At 39.9% G+C, this 23241-nt stretch carries 23 protein-coding genes; 15 read left to right on the top strand and 8 right to left on the bottom strand.

Annotation, left to right across the window (positions count from 1 at the left end; all coding sequences use genetic code 11):
• Window positions 1–241 precede the first annotated feature (241 nt).
• From BLR37_RS11235 to BLR37_RS11275, 9 genes are all read left to right on the top strand, one after another.
• Complete coding sequence (locus BLR37_RS11235) at window positions 242–520, top strand: hypothetical protein (protein WP_090768611.1); 279 nt, start codon at window positions 242–244, stop codon at window positions 518–520.
• Between the two features lie 157 nt (window positions 521–677).
• The gene (locus tag BLR37_RS11240; RefSeq protein ID WP_090768614.1) at window positions 678–1583 is read left to right on the top strand and encodes a MerR family transcriptional regulator; all 906 of its coding nucleotides are present in this window, start codon (window positions 678–680) and stop codon (window positions 1581–1583) included.
• Window positions 1567–2403 (top strand): phytoene/squalene synthase family protein, encoded by an 837-nt coding sequence (locus BLR37_RS11245; protein ID WP_090768617.1) that lies wholly within the window; start codon window positions 1567–1569, stop codon window positions 2401–2403. The genes BLR37_RS11240 and BLR37_RS11245 overlap by 17 nt, the downstream gene beginning before the upstream one ends.
• Window positions 2404–2946 (top strand): isopentenyl-diphosphate Delta-isomerase, encoded by a 543-nt coding sequence (gene idi, locus BLR37_RS11250; RefSeq protein ID WP_090768619.1) that lies wholly within the window; start codon window positions 2404–2406, stop codon window positions 2944–2946.
• A 420-nt stretch (window positions 2947–3366) separates the two neighbouring features.
• Window positions 3367–3507: a hypothetical protein gene (locus tag BLR37_RS11255; protein ID WP_244154640.1), complete on the top strand. Its 141-nt coding sequence runs from the start codon at window positions 3367–3369 to the stop codon at window positions 3505–3507.
• A gap of 163 nt (window positions 3508–3670) precedes the next feature.
• Complete coding sequence (locus BLR37_RS11260) at window positions 3671–4462, top strand: HipA family kinase (protein ID WP_090768621.1); 792 nt, start codon at window positions 3671–3673, stop codon at window positions 4460–4462.
• Window positions 4440–4823, top strand: coding sequence for a DUF3037 domain-containing protein (locus tag BLR37_RS11265; protein WP_090768623.1), 384 nt, complete (start codon window positions 4440–4442; stop codon window positions 4821–4823). The genes BLR37_RS11260 and BLR37_RS11265 overlap by 23 nt, the downstream gene beginning before the upstream one ends.
• A gap of 232 nt (window positions 4824–5055) precedes the next feature.
• Window positions 5056–6957, top strand: coding sequence for an AAA domain-containing protein (locus BLR37_RS11270; RefSeq protein ID WP_090768624.1), 1902 nt, complete (start codon window positions 5056–5058; stop codon window positions 6955–6957).
• Window positions 6958–7011: 54 nt separating this feature from the next.
• Window positions 7012–7389 carry a response regulator gene (locus BLR37_RS11275; RefSeq protein WP_039472422.1) on the top strand — a complete coding sequence of 126 codons (378 nt, stop codon included), beginning with the start codon at window positions 7012–7014 and terminating at the stop codon, window positions 7387–7389.
• On the opposite strand, the gene topB is transcribed toward BLR37_RS11275, so the two are convergent.
• A complete protein-coding gene (gene topB, locus BLR37_RS11280) occupies window positions 7386–9239 on the bottom strand; it encodes a DNA topoisomerase III (protein WP_090768626.1) in 1854 nt (617 codons plus the stop codon). The genes BLR37_RS11275 and topB overlap by 4 nt on opposite strands.
• Window positions 9240–9782: 543 nt before the next feature.
• Between topB and BLR37_RS11290 the strand changes: the two genes are divergently transcribed.
• Entirely contained in the window at window positions 9783–10226 is a 444-nt protein-coding gene (locus tag BLR37_RS11290; protein WP_090768631.1) for a hypothetical protein, read from the top strand.
• On the opposite strand, the gene BLR37_RS11295 is transcribed toward BLR37_RS11290, so the two are convergent.
• Entirely contained in the window at window positions 10223–11008 is a 786-nt protein-coding gene (locus BLR37_RS11295) for a murein L,D-transpeptidase catalytic domain family protein (protein WP_090768633.1), read from the bottom strand. The two genes, BLR37_RS11290 and BLR37_RS11295, sit on opposite strands and share 4 nt — an antisense overlap.
• Window positions 11009–12018: 1010 nt before the next feature.
• Between BLR37_RS11295 and BLR37_RS25655 the strand changes: the two genes are divergently transcribed.
• Window positions 12019–12141, top strand: a complete 123-nt coding sequence (locus tag BLR37_RS25655) for a hypothetical protein (protein ID WP_255420107.1) — start codon at window positions 12019–12021, stop codon at window positions 12139–12141.
• On the opposite strand, the gene BLR37_RS11305 is transcribed toward BLR37_RS25655, so the two are convergent.
• Window positions 12125–14032 carry a DUF3857 domain-containing transglutaminase family protein gene (locus BLR37_RS11305; protein ID WP_090768637.1) on the bottom strand — a complete coding sequence of 636 codons (1908 nt, stop codon included), beginning with the start codon at window positions 14030–14032 and terminating at the stop codon, window positions 12125–12127. The genes BLR37_RS25655 and BLR37_RS11305 overlap by 17 nt on opposite strands.
• Before the next feature lie 6 nt (window positions 14033–14038).
• Complete coding sequence (locus BLR37_RS11310; protein ID WP_090768639.1) at window positions 14039–16006, bottom strand: transglutaminase family protein; 1968 nt, start codon at window positions 16004–16006, stop codon at window positions 14039–14041.
• Window positions 16007–16190: 184 nt separating this feature from the next.
• Between BLR37_RS11310 and BLR37_RS11315 the strand changes: the two genes are divergently transcribed.
• The 3 genes from BLR37_RS11315 to BLR37_RS11325 all read left to right on the top strand — a co-directional run bounded on the left by BLR37_RS11315 (window position 16191) and on the right by BLR37_RS11325 (window position 19493).
• Window positions 16191–17144 (top strand): 3'-5' exonuclease, encoded by a 954-nt coding sequence (locus BLR37_RS11315; RefSeq protein WP_090768641.1) that lies wholly within the window; start codon window positions 16191–16193, stop codon window positions 17142–17144.
• A gap of 43 nt (window positions 17145–17187) precedes the next feature.
• A complete protein-coding gene (locus BLR37_RS11320) occupies window positions 17188–17559 on the top strand; it encodes a GxxExxY protein (protein WP_090768643.1) in 372 nt (123 codons plus the stop codon).
• A gap of 77 nt (window positions 17560–17636) precedes the next feature.
• Window positions 17637–19493: a M1 family metallopeptidase gene (locus BLR37_RS11325; RefSeq protein ID WP_090768645.1), complete on the top strand. Its 1857-nt coding sequence runs from the start codon at window positions 17637–17639 to the stop codon at window positions 19491–19493.
• 143 nt (window positions 19494–19636) lie between these two features.
• Here the strand turns inward: BLR37_RS11325 and BLR37_RS11330 are convergent, their stop codons facing one another.
• Genes BLR37_RS11330 through queG form a run of 3 tightly spaced genes read right to left on the bottom strand, consistent with a single transcriptional unit; the run spans window position 19637 to window position 21210 of the window.
• Window positions 19637–20020: a type II toxin-antitoxin system VapC family toxin gene (locus tag BLR37_RS11330; protein ID WP_090768646.1), complete on the bottom strand. Its 384-nt coding sequence runs from the start codon at window positions 20018–20020 to the stop codon at window positions 19637–19639.
• A complete protein-coding gene (vapB, locus tag BLR37_RS11335; protein ID WP_090768648.1) occupies window positions 20020–20223 on the bottom strand; it encodes a type II toxin-antitoxin system VapB family antitoxin in 204 nt (67 codons plus the stop codon). Before vapB ends, BLR37_RS11330 begins: the two co-directional genes overlap by 1 nt.
• A 30-nt stretch (window positions 20224–20253) precedes the next feature.
• The gene (gene queG / locus BLR37_RS11340) at window positions 20254–21210 is read right to left on the bottom strand and encodes a tRNA epoxyqueuosine(34) reductase QueG (RefSeq protein ID WP_244154641.1); all 957 of its coding nucleotides are present in this window, start codon (window positions 21208–21210) and stop codon (window positions 20254–20256) included.
• 114 nt (window positions 21211–21324) lie between these two features.
• Here queG and BLR37_RS11345 point away from each other — a divergent pair, with 114 nt between their 5' ends.
• Complete coding sequence (locus tag BLR37_RS11345; protein ID WP_090768650.1) at window positions 21325–21531, top strand: hypothetical protein; 207 nt, start codon at window positions 21325–21327, stop codon at window positions 21529–21531.
• 56 nt (window positions 21532–21587) lie between these two features.
• On the opposite strand, the gene BLR37_RS11350 is transcribed toward BLR37_RS11345, so the two are convergent.
• Window positions 21588–23096, bottom strand: coding sequence for a bifunctional GNAT family N-acetyltransferase/carbon-nitrogen hydrolase family protein (locus BLR37_RS11350; RefSeq protein ID WP_039472452.1), 1509 nt, complete (start codon window positions 23094–23096; stop codon window positions 21588–21590).
• Window positions 23097–23241 lie beyond the last annotated feature (145 nt).

Genomic DNA, 23241 nt, shown 5'->3' on the forward strand with positions numbered 1-23241 from the left:
AATTAATTTTTGCGGGGTAACTTTTTTTAACACTTTATGTAATAAATATGATACCTGCTTTTTTTAAATTAAAAATGTTGGTGTGTAGTGGCCTAAAGCTAATATCCGGGGACTATAAAACACACAGGTGTGAGATTTAATTGCTTGTAAAACAATATATTGTATTTTGAATCGTAATAATTTATAGATATATTTATTAAGCGAAATTATCATCCCGGAATTTACCTAAACACAATATCCCATGAAAAATAAAATCCGTACCACCAACCGGTTAAATGTATCAATTACCAAAAAGGTTATAGAATTACAGGAAAAAGGTTACGATTGCGACTTCTTGTTATTGGCCAATAATAACCTGCTTTGTATGCAAACCAATTTTAAATATCCTTTAAGTGCTGTGTCTATTAAGCAAATGGAACACGGTTACGATTTGTTTAGCCATTCTTATAAACATGTACATACCATCGAAACCGGAAATGGCGAAAAAGGTGTGTTGCTTACCGAAAAAGCCTTTAAATAAGCCAGGCTTATATTCTCCGACATCAGGTTTCTAATATTTTTCCGCTCTTTTTACTTTTTTTAACTGCATGGGTTTACCCGTTGGCTTTTGCATACGATAAAAATAAATACGGAATTACTTTTTGTTTAAATTTTAACCAATATATTTGAACAAAATAATGACTTATTCAATTTCAGATCTGGAACAGCTTTCGGGCATCTATGCGCATACCATCAGGATTTGGGAGCGGCGTTATGGCGCATTAAGTCCGGCCCGCTCGCAGGGGAACACCCGCTTATACGATGATAACCAGTTAAGAAGACTGCTGAATATTGTAAGCTTAGTTAAAAGCGGGCTCAAAATCTCTAAAATCTGCTCATTCTCTGATAATGAAATGAACCAGTTGCTGGATCAGGAACTGGGCCATGTAACTGAGGATGAATACAGTGAATATACTGTTTCGCAATTGGTACGACACGGCATAGCCTTTGATGAATTTGCTTTTAACCGGCTGTTGGCCGAATGCATTGATACTTTAGGGCTTTCGGCCTGTTACCGCAAGGTTATTTATCCTTTGCTGGTAAGGTTGGGATTAATGTGGCGTAAAGACGACATTTGTCCGGCACACGAGCATTTTTTATCGAACATTATCCGCCAGAAGATATTTGCGCATATTGATAACCTTCCTGTTCAGCAAGGAAAAGGCCCTAAATGGCTCCTTTTTTTACCTGAATGCGAAGACCACGATATCGGCTTACTTTTTGCCAGTTACCTGTTGCGGATTTACCACCAGGAAGTTATTTTTTTAGGGAGTAAAGTACCCTTAGATGCTATTGCTAAAGTGTATCCTGCTTTAAATGTTGATCATGTATTGCTTTTTATGGTGAAAACACAATCAGCTATAAAAAACCAGTTATACATCAATCAGTTATCGGCTATTTGTGCATCAGCCCAGATCCACCTTGCCGGAAACAACCAAATGATTGATAAGCTGAAAAACATGAGTCACATTAACCGGTTTAAAACACTTGAAGAATTTGAACAATCAATCCAGTTCCAATCCCTGTATGAAAGAAATTTTTGATCAACTATCTGCCGATTGCAGCCGGCTAACCACTAAAAGATACAGCACCAGCTTTTCTTTCGGCATTTACATGCTTGGGAAAGATTTGCGGCTGCCGGTTCATGCCATATACGGTTTTGTGCGTCTGGCCGATGAAATAGTAGACACTTTTCACCATTACGATAAAAAATTTCTGCTCGATAAATTTAAACACGATACTTTTGAAGCAATTAACCTGGGTATTAGTTTAAATCCGATTTTAAACTCTTTTCAAAAAGTTGTTAATCAATATAAAATAGATCACGAACTGATTGTGCTTTTTCTGAAGAGTATGGAAATGGATCTTTCAGAAACCAAATATACGGCCGAGCTTTACAATGAATACATTTTAGGATCGGCTGAAGTGGTAGGTTTAATGTGCCTCAAAGTATTTACCAATGGCAACAATGCCGACTATGAAAGATTAAAGCCCTATGCCATGAAATTGGGCTCGGCGTTTCAGAAAGTGAATTTTCTGCGGGATGTAAAAGCCGACCACCAGGGATTAAAGCGCAATTATTTTCCGAATGTTAACCTGGCTGCGTTTTGCGACACACAAAAGCAGCAGATAGAAACAGAAATAGAAGAAGAATTTGCTGCAGCGCTTTCAGGGATTAAGCTTTTACCCGCAAGTTCGCGCAATGGAGTTTATTTAACCTACATCTATTATAAGAAGCTTTTTGGTAAAATAAAACGGCTAAGCGCCGAAAAAATCATGACGGAAAGGATCAGAATTTCAAATACACGTAAAGTTGGTTTGATGTTTGATTCAATCATCAGGAATAAGTTAAATGTAATATAAATGGAAGAACACGTTATATTGGTAGATGGTGATGATGTGCCCAAGGGGCAGATGGAAAAGATGAAGGCGCACGAAGAAGGGGCATTGCACCGTGCCTTTTCTGTTTTTATTTTCAATTACAAGCGCGAATTGCTCCTGCAGCAAAGGGCCAAAAGCAAATACCATTCAGGAGGTTTGTGGACCAACACCTGTTGCAGTCATCCTAAAATTGGCGAAAGCAATGTGCATGCCGCAAAAAGAAGGCTTAAAGAAGAGATGGGGATGGAGTGTGATATCAGTTACCTGTTTAAATTTACCTACAAGGCTGAATTTGAAAATGGCCTAACTGAACATGAAGTAGACCATGTTTTTTTCGGAATGACAGATGAACTGCCGGTGATTAATAAAGCAGAAGTGGAAGATTTTAAATATATGGATTTGGTATCGTTACAAGAAGATATTAATCTTAATCCTGAGGCATACAGCCCATGGTTAAGGATTTGTTTAGATAAGGTAGTAAGACATGCCTCAACTGCAAGAACAAAAAACGGGCATACAGCCTAAGCCATATACCCGTATCTAAATTAACGCTCTCGAGGACAAATATAGGAGTAGTTTAGAAAATTGCAAGCGTTTTAACATTTCTTTTACTTTAAGATTATACTTGAATAGCTAAATTTAGCATTTTTGATGTTGTAAGCACTTAATGGAGAGAAGTTTACAGCCTTACACTTAAAATGATTTTTTTTTAAAAGTGTAATTTTACCTATTCATTTAGTTTTTAGCGCTTTAGCAAAATGTTTGTAAGCTATCTTTTCAAAGCAGGTGATTTCGGTTTTTATAACAGTACCTTTTTTTATGGCCTGCAGTTGAGTTAAACAGGAAACATTTTGAGTATATTTATGTTATTCAAATTGTATTTAATTGCTAACTGTTATGGAAAGATCAGAAATCATTTCTCTATTAGAAATAATCAATCAACAGATGAGTTCTTCTATTCTGGGCGGGATGGAAGAGGATTACGAAGAATTAGAAAGTATGGGACTAATTAAAATTAACCGCGAATCGGTACAATGGTCTGCGGCGATGACTCCTCTGGGTAATCAATACCTCGGGCACGATTAGCCTGTCAGACTTTAAATACCATTGTTTCTTCAAAATACCCGCCGGAAAACCTTTGGCATTTCTGGTTGACTAAACTTTGACCGAATAATTGCTTTAATTCTGTTAAATTTGCCGCTGGTTTAGAACGCTACATTTCCTAAATAAATTCGTTCTATCTGTGTTTATGAACGATTTACAATTAAGAACAGTAAATGTAACCCGCTACGTTACGCCACTGCGCGAAGGAGGTTCTATGCCTGCCATAGCCGAGGCCGACGACAGCTTTTTATATGTACTGAAATTCAGAGGTGCCGGGCAAGGTCCGAGGGCGCTCATTGCCGAATTAATTGGCGGCGAAATCGCCAGGATTTTAGGCCTCCGTGTACCCGAACTGGTGTTTGCCAATTTAGACGAAGCCTTTGGTCGTACCGAACCCGATGAAGAGATACAGGATTTATTGAAAGCAAGTGTTGGGTTAAACCTCGCCCTGCATTACTTGTCGGGCGCGATAACTTTCGATCCAACTGTAACGACAGTAGATGCTACACTGGCCTCGCAAATTGTGTGGCTCGATTGCTTTTTAACCAACATGGACCGCACCTGCAGAAATACCAATATGCTGGTGTGGCACAAAGAGCTTTGGTTAATTGATCATGGTGCATCTTTATATTTCCACCATTCGTGGCAAAACTGGGAAGAACAGGCCGCTAAACCTTTTTATCTGGTTAAAGACCATGTTTTATTGCCCTGGGCTACCGAACTGGAACAGGTAAACGAAGCCTTTAAAAAAATCCTAACCCCTGAAAAAATTGAAGCCGTAATTGCTTTAATTCCGGATAACTGGCTGGAAGGTGAAACTATTTTCGACAGTACAGCAGAGCACCGTAAAGCTTACGCACATTTTTTAACCACGAGGTTATTACACGCCGATAATATGATAAAAGAAGCACAACATGCAAGAGAAGTTCTTATTTGAGTATGCTGTGATCCGCGTGATGCCCAGGGTAGAACGCGAAGAATTTATGAATGTCGGCATTATTTTGTTTTGTGCCAGGCAGAAGTTTTTAAAAAGTATTTTTGCTTTAGATGAAATCCGTATGCTCGCTTTTTCGCCTAAAATTGATTTAGACGAGCTGAAAGCCAATCTTTGCGCTTTCGAAAGGATCAGCATTGCGGCAAAAGGATCCGGACCAATTGGTCAGTACGATCAGGCTTCGCGTTTCAGGTGGCTTACCGCAACCCGGAGTACGGTAGTACAATGCTCTAAAGTGCACCCAGGGCTTTGTACAGATGCCGAAGAAACATTATTGAGGTTACACCAGGAGCTGGTTTTGTAGATGGGGGCAATGGGGATCGCAATAACCAATGTTCAATTACCAATGTTCAAATAGCAATGATCAGATCTGGCGATAGGTCAAAATTGGCGATTATAATATCAGTTAACCAATTAACCAGTTTAAACAATTAACCTAGTAGGCAATAACCAATGAACCATCGCCAAATCAATCGCCTGTAAACAATTAAACAATCAAGCAATAGCACAATTAAACAATAAAACCCATTCCAGCCTTGCCTAAAGAATATTTTAAACAGCTTCAGCATTTGCTTGATATAGAGCGTGAGGAAGATTTACAGTCGTACTTAAAACTTACCGAAAATACTTCTGCCGCAGATAGAAGGGCCCTGGGTTTAACCTGGTATCCTATAGCCATCAGAAATACGGAGATTGGTCGTGGCGATTACCTTACGGTTGAGCTCGAACGTACCACGCATCAGGAATTTTCGCATCAATTTAGGTTTGGCTCATCGGTGGTGTTGTTTTCCAACCACGATGCCAAAACTGACCGTATAGAAGGGATAATAACGCACCAGAGCGGCAGCCGGATGAAAATTAGCTTCAGGGTGGATGAGCTACCAGATTGGAGCAGAGACGGAAAACTGGGCGTCGATTTGTTGTTTGATAACAACAGTTACGATGAAATGCAGGCAGCGCTGAAACAGGCTACCCATTTAGCTGAAAACGAAGCAGAAAATAAACTAATCCGCATTTTAACTCAGGGCGATAAACCTTCTTTCCGGGGCGAGGAGAAATTTATTATCCCCAATACTTTAAACGCATCGCAACAGCTGGCGGTTAACAAAATTATTTCGGCCGATCATTTAGCCATTGTGCATGGTCCGCCGGGCACCGGAAAAACAACCACGCTCGTTCACGCCATTAAATCGCTGGCGAAACACAGCGATCAAAAGATTTTGGTGGTAGCGCCAAGCAATACCGCAGTTGATCTGCTGACCGAGAAATTAGCTGCCGAAGGATTGAAAGTAATCCGTGTAGGCAATCCGGCAAGAGTATCTGAAAGGTTATTGGCCGCCACACTCGATCATCAAATGGCAGATCATCCGGATATGAAAACCATTAAAGCGCTTAAAAAACAGGCTGCCGAATTTAAAAATATGGCCCATAAGTATAAGCGTAGTTTTGGTAAGGCAGAACGCGACCAGCGGAAAGCCCTTTTTGATGAGGCCCACAAAATTGGCCGTGAAGTAGAAAAAACCGAGCAGTACATTATGGATAATCTGTTTGGCAAAGCACAGATCATTACTGCAACCCTGGTTGGTGCTAATCACTATACGGTACGTAACTTAAGCTATGAAACGATAGTAATAGACGAAGCCGGACAGGCCCTGGAACCAGCCTGCTGGATTCCGATTTTGAAAGCCCGGAAGGTGATTTTGGCAGGAGATCATTTCCAGCTTTCGCCTACCATTAAATCTAACGAGGCATCGAAAAATGGTTTAAGCAATACCTTACTCGAAAAAACTGCAGGCCTTCATCCTGAATCGGTTGTACGCTTAAACGAACAGTACCGCATGCATAAGGATATTATGGGTTATTCGTCAAAAGTATTTTATCAGGATGCTTTAAAGGCACATCATTCGGTAGCAGACCGTTTGCTTTTTGCCGATGATGCCCCGATTAATTTTATCGATACAGCGGGTTGCAGCTTTGAAGAAAAATTAGATGGTACGAGTACCACAAACCCTGATGAAGCGGCCTTTTTGGTTAAACATCTAAGCCATTTGATCGATAATTTGCAGAATGATTCATTTCCTTCAATCGCCATTGTTTCGCCCTATAAGCAACAGGTTCAGCTTTTAACAGCCCTGATTGATGATAATGAGGCTTTGGCTCCTTACCGTAAACAGATTGCAGTAAATACCATCGATAGTTTTCAGGGACAGGAACGCGATGTGGTGTACATTAGCCTCACCAGAAGTAATGCCGACGGTACCATTGGCTTTTTGGCCGATACCCGCAGAATGAATGTTGCCATGACCAGGGCAAAGAAGAAACTGGTTGTTATCGGTGATAGTGCAACCTTATCAAAATCAAAGTTTTATGCCGATTTTATCGAATATACCGAAAAACTAGCTGCCTATCATAGCGCATGGGAGTACATGGATTTGTAAAAAATGATTGAATTTTGAATGGGATGAGTTACATTTAAATTCATTTTCCGTGAAATGGTAGAAAATATTAAAATTCTGATTGCCGACGACAGTGATTTGATGAGACTATTGATGAAGCGTTTTTTTACGAGATGGCTGGGGTCTCCGGTTATTGTAGAAATGGATAATCTGCCCAGTACCATTGAATTACTCCGTCAGGAAAAGTTCAGTTTCCTCTTACTGGATATTAACATGCCAACAGGCGACAGCTCTCCTGATACAGTGAGGGAAATCTTAAACATTCAGCCAGATATCAAAATCTGCATGTTTAGCGGCAATAACAAGGCTGCACTCGAACAAAGTTATCTCGAGGCAGGAGCGATCGGCTTTATAGAAAAAGACGAAAACATGAGTGCAGCGATGGAACAGGTAATTAAAGAAGCCTTTAGTTAAGCTTTTTCCAATTTCTTTTCCTCGTTAAGCTTGCCCGAAATGCTTGCGCCTGCAATTAACAATTCGTTTGTTATCATTTTGGTATATTCGGTAATTTCTGATTTGAAATCTTTAACCGATGAACCTGAGCGGATTTCTTCCAGGCGTTTTTCCCACTGGCCGGTTAGCTCGGCCTGTGCAATTTGCTTATCTTTCACTACTTCGTACACCGCTAAACCTTTATTGGTTGGCACGAGGTTACGTTTTTCGCGGGTAATGTATTCGCGTGTAATTAAAGTTTCTATAATCGATGCACGGGTTGCTGGTGTACCTAAACCACTATCTTTCATGGCATAACGCAACTCCTCATCCTCAATTTCCTTACCGCAGGTTTCGAGGGCCTTTAACAACGACGCTTCGTTATACATCGATTTCGGCTTGGTTTGCTTTTCTAAAAGGTTTTTTTCGTTGATGGGTAAAAGTTCGCCAACAGCAACTTTAGGTAAGGCTGCATTGTCTTCGTCTTTTTTATCATCTTCAGGATCGTTAAATACTGCGCGCCAGCCAGCCGAGCGGATTACCGTACCATTGGCTACAAAGGTAACACCCGATTGAATGGTGATTTTGGTCAGGTCTTTCAGACATTCCTGGTGGAAAGCTTCGAGCATACGACCTACAACCATATCATACACAGCCTGTTTATCGGGGCTAAGTCCGTAGGCTTGCTCGCCGGTAGGCAAAACGGCATGGTGATCGGTTACTTTTTTAGCATTAACACTCCGTTTATTCAGTGCTACTGTTTGTAAAAACTGAGCCTGTTTTCCAAAATCAGGGTGATCGGTAAATTTGGCAATCAGATCAGGTACGCCGGCATATACATCATCGCCTATATACCGCGAGCCTGTACGCGGGTAAGAAACCAGCTTGCTCTCGTATAAATTTTGCAGAATATTCAGTGTTTGATCGGCGGTATAACCTTTTTTCTTATTGGCTTCCTGCTGTAAGCTACTTAAATCGTGCAAGAGCGGTGGTGGTTCTTTGCGGGGTTTGGCTTCTACGGCAGTAATATTACCACCGGTCGGGAAACCCGATGCCACATCTTCAACGAGAGCAAATAGCTTTTCTACTTCTTCTTTGTCCTTATAGTTGGAGGTGGATATGGCTTTAAAAACCTGTTCGTCTTTACTAAGCAGGATGGCGATCTGATAATAGGTTTGTGGCACAAAATTTTTAATCTCCAGGTGGCGCGCGCAAATCATGGCAAGGGTAGGGGTTTGTACCCGGCCAAGCGAAAGAACAGTACGGTTACCTGCCGAAATACTTAAGGCCTGCGTAGCATTCATGCCCACCAGCCAATCCGATTCGGAGCGGCAATGTGCCGAATTAAATAAAGTATCGTAATCGGTTCCCGGTTTTAAATTCCTGAAACCATCTTTTATGGCTTCATCAGTTTGAGAGGAAATCCAAAGGCGCTTAAAAGGTTTTTTACACTTTAAGAAGTAGTAAATGTACCTGAAGATGAGTTCACCTTCGCGCCCGGCATCCGTTGCTACAATAATTTCGGTAGCCTCATCAAAAAGCATCTTAATGGTATCGAGCTGTTTTTTTACAGCAGGATCATCAACAAAGCCGTCTTTAGTTTTTATCTTACGGATAGCCAGCTTAAATTTCTGCGGTAGCATGGGCAAATGTTGCTTTCGCCAGCCAATAAAACCATAGTCCTGCGGAGGTGCCAATTGCAGTAAATGCCCGAATGCCCAGGTAAAAGAATAGCCTTTACCTTCAATATATCCGTCTTTTCTGGTGGTTGCCCCGAAAACTTTTGCAAGCTCACGGCCAACAGATGGCTTTTCTGCAATTACAATCTTCATGAATTGGTTTTATCTTTTCAAACTTCAAATATGCTTAAAATAATGGCAAGAGGACCAATAAAATTATTCACAAATAGCCATGTAGTTGATTTTAAATGTAATGGCAGGGATGAGTTAGGATTAAAAGCCATTGATTAACAGATTAGGATGTGGTTGGGTAATCTGTAGCAAAATTAGCATTATTGATACTGAATATCACGGTCTGAATTGACATAGACCTTATTTTACTTTGATTTGTTGCTGCACACTGCAGGAAGGTTTCAAAGTAGGTTTGATTTGTCGCTGCACACTGCAGGAAGGTTTCAAAGTAAGTTTGATTTGTTGCTGCACACTGCAGGAAGCTTTCAAAGTAACTTTGATTTGTTGCTGCACACTGCAGGAAGGTTTCAAAGTAAAATGGCGGCTTTACAATTATACCGAGGATTTATTGCTTGCAGGCAAACAAACGAGGTTGTAATTTGTCGATGTTGTAGATTTTGCGTAAATGGGTTTAACAAAAGGCCTTTACTTTAATCTAACCAATCAAAAATGAATTAAGGCTCAATGGAAAAAACTTACGAACTGGCAGGAGAACAAATTAAAGCAGGCCTCGAACCGCAAATTATCAGGGTATATAGCAATGCTGCATTGTGGCAATATTTAAGCGTTACGCCACAAATAAGGTTTAACCAGCTTGTAAATACGATTAAAGCAGATTACGAAACGGAGTTTGGGCAAGCGCTTGCTATTGGTAACCGCTCCTTAGTTGTCGAGATTTTGGTACATGTATATTGCGATTACCTGGGCTTATCTTTTAACAGGCTGGTAAAGGTAACCTGGATTCAGAACCTGGTTAAAAAATTGTTAAAACGCGCCGAAGTGGTTGATTGTGGGGAAAAAGGAGTTGATGGAAACAGGTGGGTATGGGATTTACTGGCACCCTTTGCACCGCTTTTCATCAAACTCCTGCCTAAAAATATGAATGCCAAAAATATTAAGCAGCATTAATCTACCTGTGCGGCTAAAACTTGTTCCTGATTTAAAGCTACACTAGCAGCCAGGGTTTCGTTTAAAAAAGAAGAATGATAGGGCTGATCTGAATTATTGATAAACAATACCGTATGATCTGAAATGCTATTGATAACCTGATCGGCCAGCTTAGCCGGTACCGCCGGGCAACCCTGGCTTCTGCCCAGTCGGCCAAGCTCATTGATGGTTTGTTGCGAAACATAATCGGCACCGTGCACCACTATTGATCTTTCGCGCGCCTTATTGTTAAAGCCCTGGTCCATGCCATCCAATCTAAGCGAACGCCCGTGCTTGCCATAGTAGATTTCGCCGGTTACATAAAATCCCAAACTGCTCTGGTTAGAGCTCATGTTGTTCGAAAAATGTGCCGGCTTATCGCCACCGCTGTTTTGTCCGTGCGCTACCCAGGTATTCATCAGTAGTTTTTTATGGTCCAAATCAATAATGTACAGGCGCTTTTTTGTGCTTTCCTGATCAAAGTCGGCAATGGTTAATATGGATTTAGCGCTTAACAAACCGGAATATTTCATGTTGTAGAATCCGGTTAAAGCTTTCTCGAAAACCTGCTCGTTTAACCCTGCCGAATCGAGATGTACGCTGTGGTACAGGTTAGTTATAAATTGATTGTAGAGGCTGTCGGCAGCAATGTTTTTAACTGCCTGTTGTTGTGTTTGTGGAAGCTCCACGGCTTTCCAACTTGTTCCGACAATGCTCATCCCCACTAAAAAAATCGCAGCAATGCCCAGGATTTGTTTCTTCATTCAGTTTGATTTGATAATGAGTTATTTATACGATGGTTTTTCGTATTTGTTGTGTATTACAGGTTTTGTAGTGCCGCAAATACAAAGGGTTTTACACTTTTGTGACTTAAAGTACTGAGATATAGCGCTGAGGAGTAGGTGTTTTGGCGGGGCACGCGCCTGATATCCCCAGATTTCGCGAAGGGTGCAGGTTTTATTCTGCGTTAATCGTCTTAAATCGGCGGGCAAAATAGTTGCGTATCGATTTAAGTTTCCCGCAGATTTCGCTGATTACGCAGATTGTATTTTTATTCTGCGTTAGTCTCTTTTAATCAGCGGGGAAAGCTGTTAGATGCGATTTTTGTTTCCGCAGATTTCGCGGAGTACGCAGATGTATTTTATTCTGCGTTAATCATCTTAAATCAGCGGGCAAAATAGTTGTGTGTCGATTTATGTTTCCCGCAGATTTCGCTGATTACGCAGATTGTATTTTTATTCTGCGTTAGTCTCTTTTAATCAACGGGGAAAGCTGTTAGATGCGATTTTTGTTTCCGCAGATTTCGCTGATTACGCAGATTGCATTTTTATTCTGCGTTAATCATCTTAAATCAGCGGGCAAAATAGTTGCGTATCGATTTAAGTTTCCCGCAGATTTCGCGGAGTACGCAGATTGCATTTTTATTCTGCGTTAATCACCTTTAATCAGCGGGGAAAGCTGTTACATGCTATTTTTGTTTCCCGCAGATTTCGCGGAGTACGCAGATGTATTTTATTCTGCGTTAATCATCTTAAATCAGCGGGCAAAATAGTTGTGTGTCGATTTATGTTTCCCGCAGATTTCGCGGAGTACGCAGATTGCATTTTTATTCTGCGTTAATCACTTTTAATCAGCGGGGAAAGCTGTTGCATGCTATTTTTGTTTCCCGCAGATTTCGCGGAGTACGCAGATGTATTTTTATTCTGCGTTAATCATCTTAAATCAGCGGGAAAACCCTGGCCGATCTTTAAATCTAATTGTTTATTTTTGCGCCATGCCAAACCAAGAAAATGATTATTCGTTCTGGACGAAATACAAAAGATTTGCTTCTACCGAGATCTTAATGTACCTGATCATGATTATCGGTATTGCCCTCGGCATTATTTTTTTAAGCTAAGTGCCAGTTTCAGGTAATCAGCTCCGTTTACATCATTGATAAATTTCGAAAATTCTTCGTACTGTGCAGCCGGAAAAGTTCCATCGTTTAGCACAAATTTGCGGTAATAGGTAAGCTTATTTCCGTTAATACTCGTTTTGCAGGTGTACTGACCAAATGCACTTTTAAACGCTTTATCATGTGCCGTGATTAAACTGGTATCTACTCCATCCGGAAGTGTATAAACAATAGTATCTTCGTCTGTATAACCGCGGTTAATGTAAACCGGCAAAGTTCTGTTTTTAATTTCGGGTACCGATTTTTTGATGTTAAAGGCATTGAGCTGCAAAAACATTTTATCGCCATTTAGCGGTGCATAATTTCTGATACTCAGGTTTACTTCTTCAGTCAATTTGGGGTCGATATCTTTCTTTTGCGCCAAAACAACAGCATCAAAGTCGATATTATCAATGTTGTAGGTCTGTTTTAACAGTTTGTGTTGTTCGGTTTCCGATTTGCCAATTAGCGATTCTTGGTTATCGTATTGTGCACCCGAATAAACCGTATTCATTTTGCCTGATATGTTTCCGTTGCTTTCTACAGTAAGATTAGCTGTTCTGATTTGACGGTTTTCGGCTGTGGTAAGCTTGGGGGTATGGAGTATTTTACCTCCCTCTGCGGTACAGGCCAGTACCAGCCTATCGTCGGTAAAATCGCTTAAAAAGCCAAAAGGTATTTTCTGACTGGTGCATTCTAACCAGGTGGTATCGCCTTTTAGCGGCATACACAAAATGATGTGGTTGCCCTGGGCCATACTGGCGTAATTGGGATTGAGGCTTTTCTTCTCCGAACCAGCTTCCACTACACAATAGTATGAATCAATGTCGGCCGCTTTTAATAAACCTTGCATATAATTAACCAAAGCTTTACAATCGCCATAACCCAAACGGTCTACTTCGCTGGCTGCAATGGGCTGGAAACCCCCAATGCCAATCTGCACGCTTATATATCTTGTTTTTTCCTGCAGATACTGGTAAATTTTACGGGCTTTATCTTTGTCGGTTTTTTCATTCTTTACCAATTCTTTAACCATTTGTACAGTTGCCGGAGACAATGCTGTGCGGCTGGTCAACAAATCATCATATATCCATTTACCTAAATCCTGCCAGTTAGTATAATTTCCTTTATGACCGTAATAATAAAACTCCTGAGGTGCAATTTGAATGCTGGTGCGGTAAGTTTCGGGGTCGGGGCTGTAAGGTTCTGTTCTCACGGCTAAAACATTGCTTACTTTCCAGATTGTCTTTTTTTGCTTTTCATCTGTAAGCACTTCGGGCTCGCCAGTATAGTTTTGTGTTTTTATCCGTACCTGATCGGTTGGTTTGCTGATAAAAGTATAACTGCTTTTTTCTACCGAAACGTCGTTTGCTGGTTTGGGTGTCCAATCGGGGATAAGCAGATTTTGTTTGTTCCTGATTTCATAATTGTAAACTACCGTGTAGGGGTACTGACTTACCGAAGGTAAATAATGTTTCACCCGGCTATCTACAAAGAGTGAAAAGCCATCGGCAGCGCTGGCATCAGTAAAATCGTTTTGGGTAAACTTGCCGGTTAATTTACCAACAGCATTATAAACTTCGCCTTTTATACTTTTTATAGAGATGTTCTTGTCGTAAAAAACTACCAATCGCGCTTCATCCTCACCATTTTCGTTAAATACGGTTATGGCCTTTTTAACACTCATCATTACATTATCCGGCGAACGCATATCGATGGTGGTTTCCTCATTACGGATGCAGGCATTGGCCCTGTTGCGCAATGTGGCCGGAACCAGATCAGCATCATAATTATCCTGAGCAAAACCAGTTAAAGTAATTAATAAAAAAAGGGAAAAGGCAAGTATAGCTCTCATTTCAGTTTACTTCTTCAATAAAAATTCTGTCTTTTGGTTCTGGATAATACGGCTATAAAATTCTTTTAAGAATAGATATTCTTCTGGCTGATAAATGGCGTTGTTAAACTGCAAAATCTGGTTTACACTTATAGTATCTTCTTCTAATTTGCTAGATAGCAGATACCTGCCACCATTATTTGGTAAGCCAATGGCCATATCTTTCGGCTTTTCCAATAACTGGTATTTCGCCGGTAAAGTAATATTCATGGTAATGCGCTCGTCCGATCCCGAACCTAAATCAACCGGGTAAGTACGCTCATTTAAGTTGAAAGGATTTTTAGAAATCGGGTTGATAAAAAACGGACTAAAGTAAAACTGGTTCTGGTTAGTGCCATCATTTATGGTAAACTCCACTTCGTATTTTTCGGTCAGCATGTTTTCTACGCTATCGAGATTCGAAATCTGGTGATCTGTTATTTTAATCCGTGTTAAACGCTCATCCAGTTTTTCTACATATTCATCCGGAGAAGTATAACGCAAAATATCGCGTCTTTTATTGAACGCAGAGTAGCCCATTGAATGCGTAGTAAGTGTGCCTACAATTTTACCGTCAGTGGTCAATTTCCCCGAAAGGATATAGTTGGTAACCGATTTCTGACTGGCTTTAAGATCTATCCAGTAAGAAGGTTTTTTCAGGTTAATTACCCGGCCCTGGTCGTTAATACACCTTAAAGGCAAAAGTCCGAAGGGTAGAAGTGGCTCTGTTGCATCCAGTAAATAACTTTTATCGCCAATATTTACTTTGGCAACCAGGTAATTAAAATCGCTCATTACAGGGTAGAGCTTGTTAACCGTTCCGTTATCGCGGGTAGAAAGAATAACTGCTTCTGCATCTAAATCTGCTGCCGAGAGTGCTGCAATTAAACTCAGGTTGATGTCTGCTACATTGCCAGAACGTGTTTCGAGCGCTTTTTTGATGTTATCGGTCGAATATTTGCCGTAGTAGTTATCCCATTTAATTTGTTTTTTAATGTAATTGAAAATAGCCTGAGCTTTCTCGAGCTCATTTGTTGCTCCTTTCGTTATTCCGGGAATAAGGTCTTTAAAAAGATCTTTTCGCTTCATCTGCGAACCCAGGGTTTTTTCAGACGATAAGTCGTTATCTATATCTTTCCAGGTTTTGGTATAAGAAGTTTTACCTCCGTTTAAATTCTGCACATCAGAAAGTTCAAAGTAAATGGCCGATTTGAAATTGCTGGGCGCCGTCATATTGTCTTCTTCAATAAAAGCTGGAACGTTTTTCATGAGGTAGGTAATTTTCGAACAATCGATAGCGGCGCCAGATAAACGCAAACATTCTTTGCTCAGTTCTACCTTTTGATCGGTAAGTTTCTGAAAACCCCGGAGTGAAACATTATAGTTGTAAATACCTGGAATATAGACCAGGTACTCGCTGTGCACTTTAGGAATATCGCCCTGAAACTCCCAGGTTTTAAAATTAAACAGGTTTGGCGATTTTAAAGTGTAGCTATACTCAATTACCGATCCTTCTTTCAAATTTGGGAGCGTAAATTTGGTTAAGCGGGTATATTTTGACCTGTTTTCGGTGAAAACCGCTTTTCTGTCCATTACGGTTTCCACAAAATTGTTATCGATAAAGTTAAATGTTGAAGCTTTTAAATCACTAATGGTTTCTTCGCGGCTATCGTCTCTATACATTGGAATTACAATATTGGCCTCTTTAAAGCCCTCTTTATTGTAAATTTTCATTTTTACGTGATGTTCGAAAACCAGAACGAGGCTATGTGTATTGTCATCGAGTTGGATAGATGCGGTACCAAATTCCTTTAAAACGATAGCGTTGGCATTACTATCGAGTGTTTTTTTGTCAAACTGGTAATCATCATGGGTAATAGCTCCGTAGGTAAAATTTTGAGCATAAGTACTTAACGATAAAAAAAACAGGAAAATCAGGATGGATATATTCTTCATTAGAGCGTATATAAATTGGCGCAATTTAGGTGTAGCAATTAAGATTCTAAAATAATTTGAAAATTAAATTTATAAATTAATAAAGTGGTTTTATAGAACTAATGAAACCTTTTTAGCATTTTTGGAAAAAAGAATTTGACATGCCGATCCTAAATCTAATGTCGCAAATCTCACATCAAAAGAAATGAAATTAAATTTAAAGCGCCCTTTAGCATTTTTTGATTTAGAAGCTACCGGAATAAATGTCGGAGCCGACAGAATTGTAGAAATTGCAATTTTAAAGGCCATGCCAGATGGAACTGAAACTGTTAAAACCTGGCGTGTGAATCCAGAAATGCCTATTCCGTTGCAAACTTCCTTAATTCATGGGATTTACGATGAGGACGTTGCTAATGAGCCTACTTTTAAAGCCCTTGCTGCAGAAATTGCCGGATTTATTGGCGATAGCGATCTGGCTGGGTATAACTCCAATAAATTTGATATCCCCATGCTTTTAGAAGAATTTTTAAGGGCTGAGATTGATTTCGATATGAACGACCGCAAATTTGTGGATGTACAAAACATATTCCACCAGATGGAACAGCGTACATTAAAAGCGGCTTATAAATTTTACTGTCAGGAAGATTTGGTTAATGCCCACGCGGCCGAAGCAGATGTAATTGCCACTTATAAAGTATTGCTTGGGCAGTTAGAAATGTATAAAGAAACCGAGTTTGAAAACAAACAAGGCGTGAAAAGTATTCCGGTGGTAAATGATGTAGAAGCGTTACATGTTTTTACCAATATCAATAAACCTGTTGATTTTGCCGGCCGTATGGTATACAACGAAAACGATGAGGTATGCTTTAATTTCGGTAAACACAAAGGTAAAACCACAGCACAGGTGTTTGCTGTTGAACCCAGCTACTATGCCTGGATGAAACAAGGCGATTTTCCGTTATATACCAAAAAGAAACTGGACGAGGAATGGGCTAAATTTAACGCGAAGAAAAACGAAAATAAAGCCCCAAGGCCACAAAACACTGCGCCTGTCAATAAACCGTATTTTCAGAAAAAGCCACAGCCAAAACCAGAAAAACCTGCTCAACCCATTAACAACGATATGTTAGAACAGCTGAAAATGAAGTTTGGGAAATAGAGACTTTTAACCACAGATAAAAAGGATAAACACAGATATTTAATTGGATGAACTTAATTCCATAACAGAAAAAATAATTGGAGCTGCCTACACGGTTTCAAATACGCTTGGTTGTGGTTTTTTAGAAAAGGTTTACGAGAATGCAATGTTTTTGGAATTATCGAAATGTGGTTTTTCTGTTATAAAACAACAGCCCTTACCAGTTTTTTATGATAATCATGTTGTAGGTGAGTACTTTGCAGACCTGATTGTGGAAGAGGAAGTTATTGTCGAAATTAAAGCGATTAAAGATTTAAATGAAATTCATCAGGCACAACTGATGAACTACTTGACAGCCTGTAATAGAAGATGTGGGTTATTAATAAACTTTGGAAAACCCAGAGTAGAAATTAAAAGAATTTTAAATGGCTACTAGCTATATCTTGGCAGAAAAAGCTATAAATAAAATCTGTGTTAATCAGTGTCTATCTGTGGTTAAATAACATATAAACGATGCGTATAAAATTATTAGGCCTCTTACTTTGCTCGGCGATATACACGAGCGCGCAAACGCAACTACCTATAGAACCGGTATTTCAGCAGACGTATCAGAAAGAAACCCGGAGTACAACCGGTAAGCCTGGAAAAAATTACTGGCAAAATTCGTCCAAATACGATATTCAGGTAAATTTTAACCCCGTTAGCCGTTTGCTTAAAGGTAAGGTACAGGTAGTGTATACCAACAATAGTCCAGATACCTTAAAGGAAATCTGGTTTAAGCTTTATCCAAACCTCTACAAAAAAGGTACACCAAGGAAAGCTAAATTCTCAGAGTCTGACTTAGGGGAAGGTGTAGCCATCGAAAAAATGGCTGCTAACGGCAAAACCATTACAGGCTTTAAAATCGACGGTACCAATATGACTGTAAATGTTCCTGCGGTATTACCGGGTAAAACCATCAGTTTCGCTATTGAGTATAACTATACTTTAAATAAGGGATCGCATATGCGTACAGGTCAGGTAGATGAAGGTTCTCATTTTGTGGCCTATTTCTTTCCGCGCATTGCTGTTTACGACGATGTAGATGGCTGGAACAAATTCCCTTATACAGGTGCTGAAGAGTTTTACAATGATTTTGATCAGTTTAATGCAGCCATTACCGTGCCAGGTGGTTACGGCGTTTGGGCAACCGGCGATTTGAAAAATCCGAATGAAGTTTTCCAAAAAGATATTGTGAGCAGAATGTTATCGGCAGAGAAAAATGATGCGGTAATTGATGTGATTACTGATAAAGATCTGGCTGATAAGAAAGTAACTCAGTCCAATGCATATAATACTTTTAAGTTTGAGGCAAAAAATGTAACCGATTTTGTATTTGCCTTGAGCGATCACTACCTCTGGAAATCGAGCAGTTTGGTGGTTGATCCTAAAACAAAGCGACGTACACGTGTGGATGCAGTTTTTAATCCAAAGCATAAAGATTATTATGAAGTGATTGATTTTGCCCGTAAAACGGTCGAATCGATGAGTTACACTTTTCCGAAATGGCCTTTTCCGTATAACCACGAAACGATTTTTGATGGTTTAGACCAGATGGAATACCCGATGATGGTGAATGATAATCCCGTTGATAATCGTGCCGATGCCATTACATTAACCGATCACGAAATTTTTCATACCATGTTCCCTTTTTACATGGGCATTAACGAAACCAAGTATGGCTGGATGGACGAAGGTTGGGCAACCATAGGTGAGTGGTTAATTTCGCCAATGATCGATCCAACCATTGTGGATGAATATGGTGTACAACCAACTGCATCTACTTCAGGGAGCAAAGATGATACCCCGATTATGACCTTAACGCCTGATTTAAAAGGATCGGGTACTTTTACCAATTCGTACCCGAAGCCGGGTTTAGCTTATCTTTTTGTTAAGGACTATTTGGGTGATGAATTGTTTATCAAAGCTTTACATACTTATATCAGAAACTGGAATGGTAAACATCCTATGCCATACGATTTCTTTAACAGCATAAACGAAGGTAGCGGCAAAAACCTGAACTGGTTTTGGAAAGCCTGGTTTTTTGAAGATGGCGTAACCGATATGGCCATAAAGTCTGTAGATAAAACCAGCGATGGCTACTCTGTTACTGTTGAGAATAAAAGTGTTAAGCCTTTGCCTATTGACTTAACTTTAACCTATGCTGATGGTAGCACTGAAAAGCATCACAGTACCATAGGTGTTTGGGAAAATGGTGACAAGCAGGTTAAAGTTGAAATAAAAACAACCAAAAAACTAAATAGGGTCGTAATGGGAAGTGCCCATGTACCCGATAAAGTAAAAAGTGACAATAGTTTCTCGGTAAACTAATAAGATTTAAATAGAGGATAGTAAGGCTTGTTAATTGGGCCTTCATCACTAAAAGCCTTATAAATTTCGGCCTTTCTTAAAGCTTTTTTAAGAGAGGCTTTTTTATTGTTGATGAAAATTTTGTTTTGAAAGTTATTTTCAAATTATTTAATCAATTGAATTTTGTAGGCTGGGAAATAGTTATCAATGCTTATGACACTAAGATTTTCGCTAATTGATTGTGCGATAATTAATCTGTCAAATGGATCGTTATGATGGTGTTCTAAAGTTGTAAGCTGCAAAATGTGATTGAGTGTTATAGGTAATATATCAAACCCACTTACCTCGATAATATTAAAAATTTCTTCAATACTTGAATTCAGATTCAGCCTACCAAGTGAGTATTTAATTGATAGTTCCCAGTAAGTTGCAATACTAACAAAACATTTATTGTTGGGATCTTCTATGATACGCTTTAATCTCTTAGGGAGTTTGGTATCATTTGTAATGAACCAAATTACAATATGTGTATCAAGAAGGATATTCATTACAGATAATCTTCAAAACCATCGACAGGATCATCAAAGTTATCTTTCATGCTGACTAATCCTTTTGCCAGACCAGCAGTTCGCTTTTGCTTATCGCTTTTCTGCTGTTGCTTTGCCATTAAGGAATCTATATAATCTGATACCCGCTTCTTCAGTTCAATAGGCAAATCTGCTAGTTTCGTATAGAGTTGAATATCAGTCATAATATCAAATTTATGAAAAAGATTTTAAAACTATTCAGGCTTTAAAAAATCAATATTCCGTTTTAGTCCGGCAAATTTAGTGCGTTTAACTGCTGAGCCTTTAAAAACCTTTTTAAAAACTTCATCAGTAATTTCTGTCAGATCCTTCGCGCTCAAATCCAGTAAGCCACTCTCAGGCTTAAAGGCTGCTTCGTTGTGTGCTTTTGAGAAACGGTTCCAGGGGCAAACATCCTGGCAAATGTCGCAGCCAAACATCCAGTTGCTCATTTTATCTTTAAACGCTGTTGGGATTTCATTTTTAAGCTCAATGGTTAAATAAGAAATACATTTACTGCCATCAACTACCTGCGGGGCAATAATCGCGTCGGTAGGGCAGGCATCTAAACAGCGTGTGCAGCTACCGCAGTAATCGGCCTGGTAAGGGTTGTCGTAATCCAGCTCCAGATCAATGATCAACTCGGCCAGAAAGAAAAATGAACCACTGCTTTTGCTGATCAGGTTAGAATTTTTGCCAATCCAGCCAATACCCGATTTTTTCGCCCATGCGCGATCTAAAACCGGGGCCGAGTCAACAAAAGCTCTGCCCGAAACTTCACCGATGTTGGTTTCTATAAAATGGGTAAGCTCTTTTAACTTGTCTTTTATTACGGTGTGGTAATCCAGGCCGTAAGCATATTTAGAGATTTTTGGCGCATCAGGATCACTTTGTGTTTCGTCGGTATAGTAGTTTAACGAAAGGGAGATAACCGATTTCGCACCCTCTACCAATAACCTCGGATCGAGGCGTTTATCGAAGTAATTTTCCATGTACTTCATTTCGCCATGGTGGTTTTGGCTCAGCCATTTTTCCAGGCGGGGCGCTTCTTCTTCCAAAAATTCTGCCTTGGCAATACCGCAGGCCAGAAAGCCCAGGCGCAGTGCCTCGTCTTTTATCAGTTGACTATATTTTGCAGAATTGTTGTACACCAGCCTGCAAAGATAAGGCATAGGATTAAAACATTTTTACTAATCGCTTGTTCTAAATACAGAAACTAAAAATAGCTTGTAGTTTTTCAAGAACCGGAATTTGACCAGCTAGACTAACAATTTAATCTTAATATTATGGAAAATATAGATCCAAAACATACGGAAACTGGAGGAGCTCACAGACCTATAGAAAAAGATTACGAAAGCCATAAAGATAATCCTGGACCTGCCAAGCCAGCGATTACCGAGAAAGATGTAAATGGCGCAGGACAAGCCTTAAAATGGGTTTTGCCTATATTGATTATTATTGCCTTAATTGTATGGTTCGCCATGCGTAAATAAGGACTTTATGGTTAGATTAAGTGCCGGTTACCTCACAGCAACCGGCATTTTTTATGCTATTTTAAGAGTTTCACCTGATAAAGATCATTTCTTCTGTCTTTTAAAATCTTTACGGTACCATAATGGTGCAATTCATCCAGCAGGTGCAGATCAACATCAACTACCAGAACCATTTCTGTATTGGGCGTTGCCTCGGCCTTGATGGCATTGGTAGGAAAGGCAAAATCAGAAGGGGTAAAAACCGCCGACTGTGCAAACTGGATATCCATATTGTTTACTTTGGGCAAGTTACCCACACAACCTGCAATGGCTACATAACATTCGTTTTCGATGGCGCGGGCCTGTGCGCAGTGCCTTACACGGGTATAACCGTTTTGGGTATCAGTTAAAAAAGGTACAAACAAGATTTGCATTCCTTGGTCGGCATAAATCCGGCTCAACTCTGGAAACTCTACATCGTAGCAGATCAATATACCCACTTTACCACAATCGGTATCAAAAACCTGTACTTTATCGCCACCAATCATCCCATAGTATTTCTGTTCGTTCGGTGTGATGTGAATTTTGCGGTACTCATCTATTTTTCCCGTGCGATGACAAAGGTAGGTAGCGTTGTAAAGTTTGCCGTTATCCAGCAAAGGCATACTACCGGTTATGATATTTACATTATAGCTCAGCGCATATTCATGCATTTTCTGTACAATTTCTTCCGTTTTTTCAGCCAGTTTACGCATGGCTTCAATTTCAGGTAAGTGGTTATAGGGTTGCAGTAAAGGGGTATTGAACAACTCCGGAAACATGATGAAATCTGATTTGTACCCGCTTACGGCATCTACGAAAAACTCTACCTGCTCATAAAATGATTCCATATCAGGAAAAAGCCGCATCTGCCACTGCACCAGCCCGAGGCGAATGGTCATGGCCGAGCGGGCCGAGGCATCAACTCCCTGATAGTAAATATTGTTCCACTCAATGAGGGTGGCATATTCTTTCGATTCCTTATCACCCGGAAGGTAATTCTTTAAAACTTTCCGAACGTGAAAATCGTTTGAAATCTGAAAGGTAAGCGTAGGATCATAAATCTCTTTGGCCTTAACCTTATCAATGTATTGCCGTGGTGTTAAAGTTTCTGCATAAGCGTGATAGCCCGGGATACGGCCACCGGCAATGATACTCTTTAAGTTTAAGCTTTCGCAAAGTTCTTTACGGGCTTCATAAAGTCTGCGGCCCAGTCTCAGCCCCCGGTATTCTGGATGCACAAAAATTTCGATGCCATACAAAGTATCTCCATTTGGATTATGTGTAGAGAAAGAATAATCGCCGGTAATCAGCTTATAAGTGTGCCGGTCGCCATATTCGTCATAATCTACAATAATGGAAAGTGAGCAGGCTACTACCTTTTCATCAACGGCGATACAAAGCTGCCCTTCGGGAAAAAGGTTTAAAAGTTTGGCAATGCTCGATTTAGGCCAGATGGAGCCACCCATGCTATCGTAGGCCTGAAGCATAGATTCTTTGAGGTCTGCGTAATCCTCGAGCGTTAGTTTACGTATTTCGATATTCATGATTTGCTTGATTTTGTATGTAATGAACACCTAAAGGCTATAAATGTTCTGATTTTTCTAATCAAACAGCACGAAAATTACTTGGCATACCACCATGAGATCGTCATTCCCAACTTGATTGGGAATCGTAAAGCTTTAAAAGGAT

The organism is Pedobacter soli, from assembly GCF_900101435.1.
In the GTDB taxonomy this organism is placed as follows: Bacteria; Bacteroidota; Bacteroidia; order Sphingobacteriales; family Sphingobacteriaceae; genus Pedobacter; species Pedobacter soli.

Coding starts and splice junctions, on each gene's coding strand:
- BLR37_RS11295 (WP_090768633.1), bottom strand. CDS start 11,008: ATGAAGAAACAAATCCTGGGCATTGCTGCGATTTTTTTAGTGGGGATG.
- BLR37_RS11305 (WP_090768637.1), bottom strand. CDS start 14,032: ATGAGAGCTATACTTGCCTTTTCCCTTTTTTTATTAATTACTTTAACT.
- BLR37_RS11245 (WP_090768617.1), top strand. CDS start 1,567: ATGAAAGAAATTTTTGATCAACTATCTGCCGATTGCAGCCGGCTAACC.
- BLR37_RS11350 (WP_039472452.1), bottom strand. CDS start 23,096: ATGAATATCGAAATACGTAAACTAACGCTCGAGGATTACGCAGACCTC.
- idi (WP_090768619.1), top strand. CDS start 2,404: ATGGAAGAACACGTTATATTGGTAGATGGTGATGATGTGCCCAAGGGG.
- BLR37_RS11255 (WP_244154640.1), top strand. CDS start 3,367: ATGAGTTCTTCTATTCTGGGCGGGATGGAAGAGGATTACGAAGAATTA.
- BLR37_RS11315 (WP_090768641.1), top strand. CDS start 16,191: ATGAAATTAAATTTAAAGCGCCCTTTAGCATTTTTTGATTTAGAAGCT.
- BLR37_RS11275 (WP_039472422.1), top strand. CDS start 7,012: ATGGTAGAAAATATTAAAATTCTGATTGCCGACGACAGTGATTTGATG.
- BLR37_RS11265 (WP_090768623.1), top strand. CDS start 4,440: ATGCAAGAGAAGTTCTTATTTGAGTATGCTGTGATCCGCGTGATGCCC.
- topB (WP_090768626.1), bottom strand. CDS start 9,239: ATGAAGATTGTAATTGCAGAAAAGCCATCTGTTGGCCGTGAGCTTGCA.
- BLR37_RS25655 (WP_255420107.1), top strand. CDS start 12,019: ATGCCAAACCAAGAAAATGATTATTCGTTCTGGACGAAATACAAAAGA.
- BLR37_RS11345 (WP_090768650.1), top strand. CDS start 21,325: ATGGAAAATATAGATCCAAAACATACGGAAACTGGAGGAGCTCACAGA.
- BLR37_RS11325 (WP_090768645.1), top strand. CDS start 17,637: ATGCGTATAAAATTATTAGGCCTCTTACTTTGCTCGGCGATATACACG.
- BLR37_RS11310 (WP_090768639.1), bottom strand. CDS start 16,006: ATGAAGAATATATCCATCCTGATTTTCCTGTTTTTTTTATCGTTAAGT.
- queG (WP_244154641.1), bottom strand. CDS start 21,210: ATGCCTTATCTTTGCAGGCTGGTGTACAACAATTCTGCAAAATATAGT.
- BLR37_RS11260 (WP_090768621.1), top strand. CDS start 3,671: ATGAACGATTTACAATTAAGAACAGTAAATGTAACCCGCTACGTTACG.
- BLR37_RS11330 (WP_090768646.1), bottom strand. CDS start 20,020: ATGAATATCCTTCTTGATACACATATTGTAATTTGGTTCATTACAAAT.
- BLR37_RS11235 (WP_090768611.1), top strand. CDS start 242: ATGAAAAATAAAATCCGTACCACCAACCGGTTAAATGTATCAATTACC.
- BLR37_RS11290 (WP_090768631.1), top strand. CDS start 9,783: ATGGAAAAAACTTACGAACTGGCAGGAGAACAAATTAAAGCAGGCCTC.
- vapB (WP_090768648.1), bottom strand. CDS start 20,223: ATGACTGATATTCAACTCTATACGAAACTAGCAGATTTGCCTATTGAA.
- BLR37_RS11240 (WP_090768614.1), top strand. CDS start 678: ATGACTTATTCAATTTCAGATCTGGAACAGCTTTCGGGCATCTATGCG.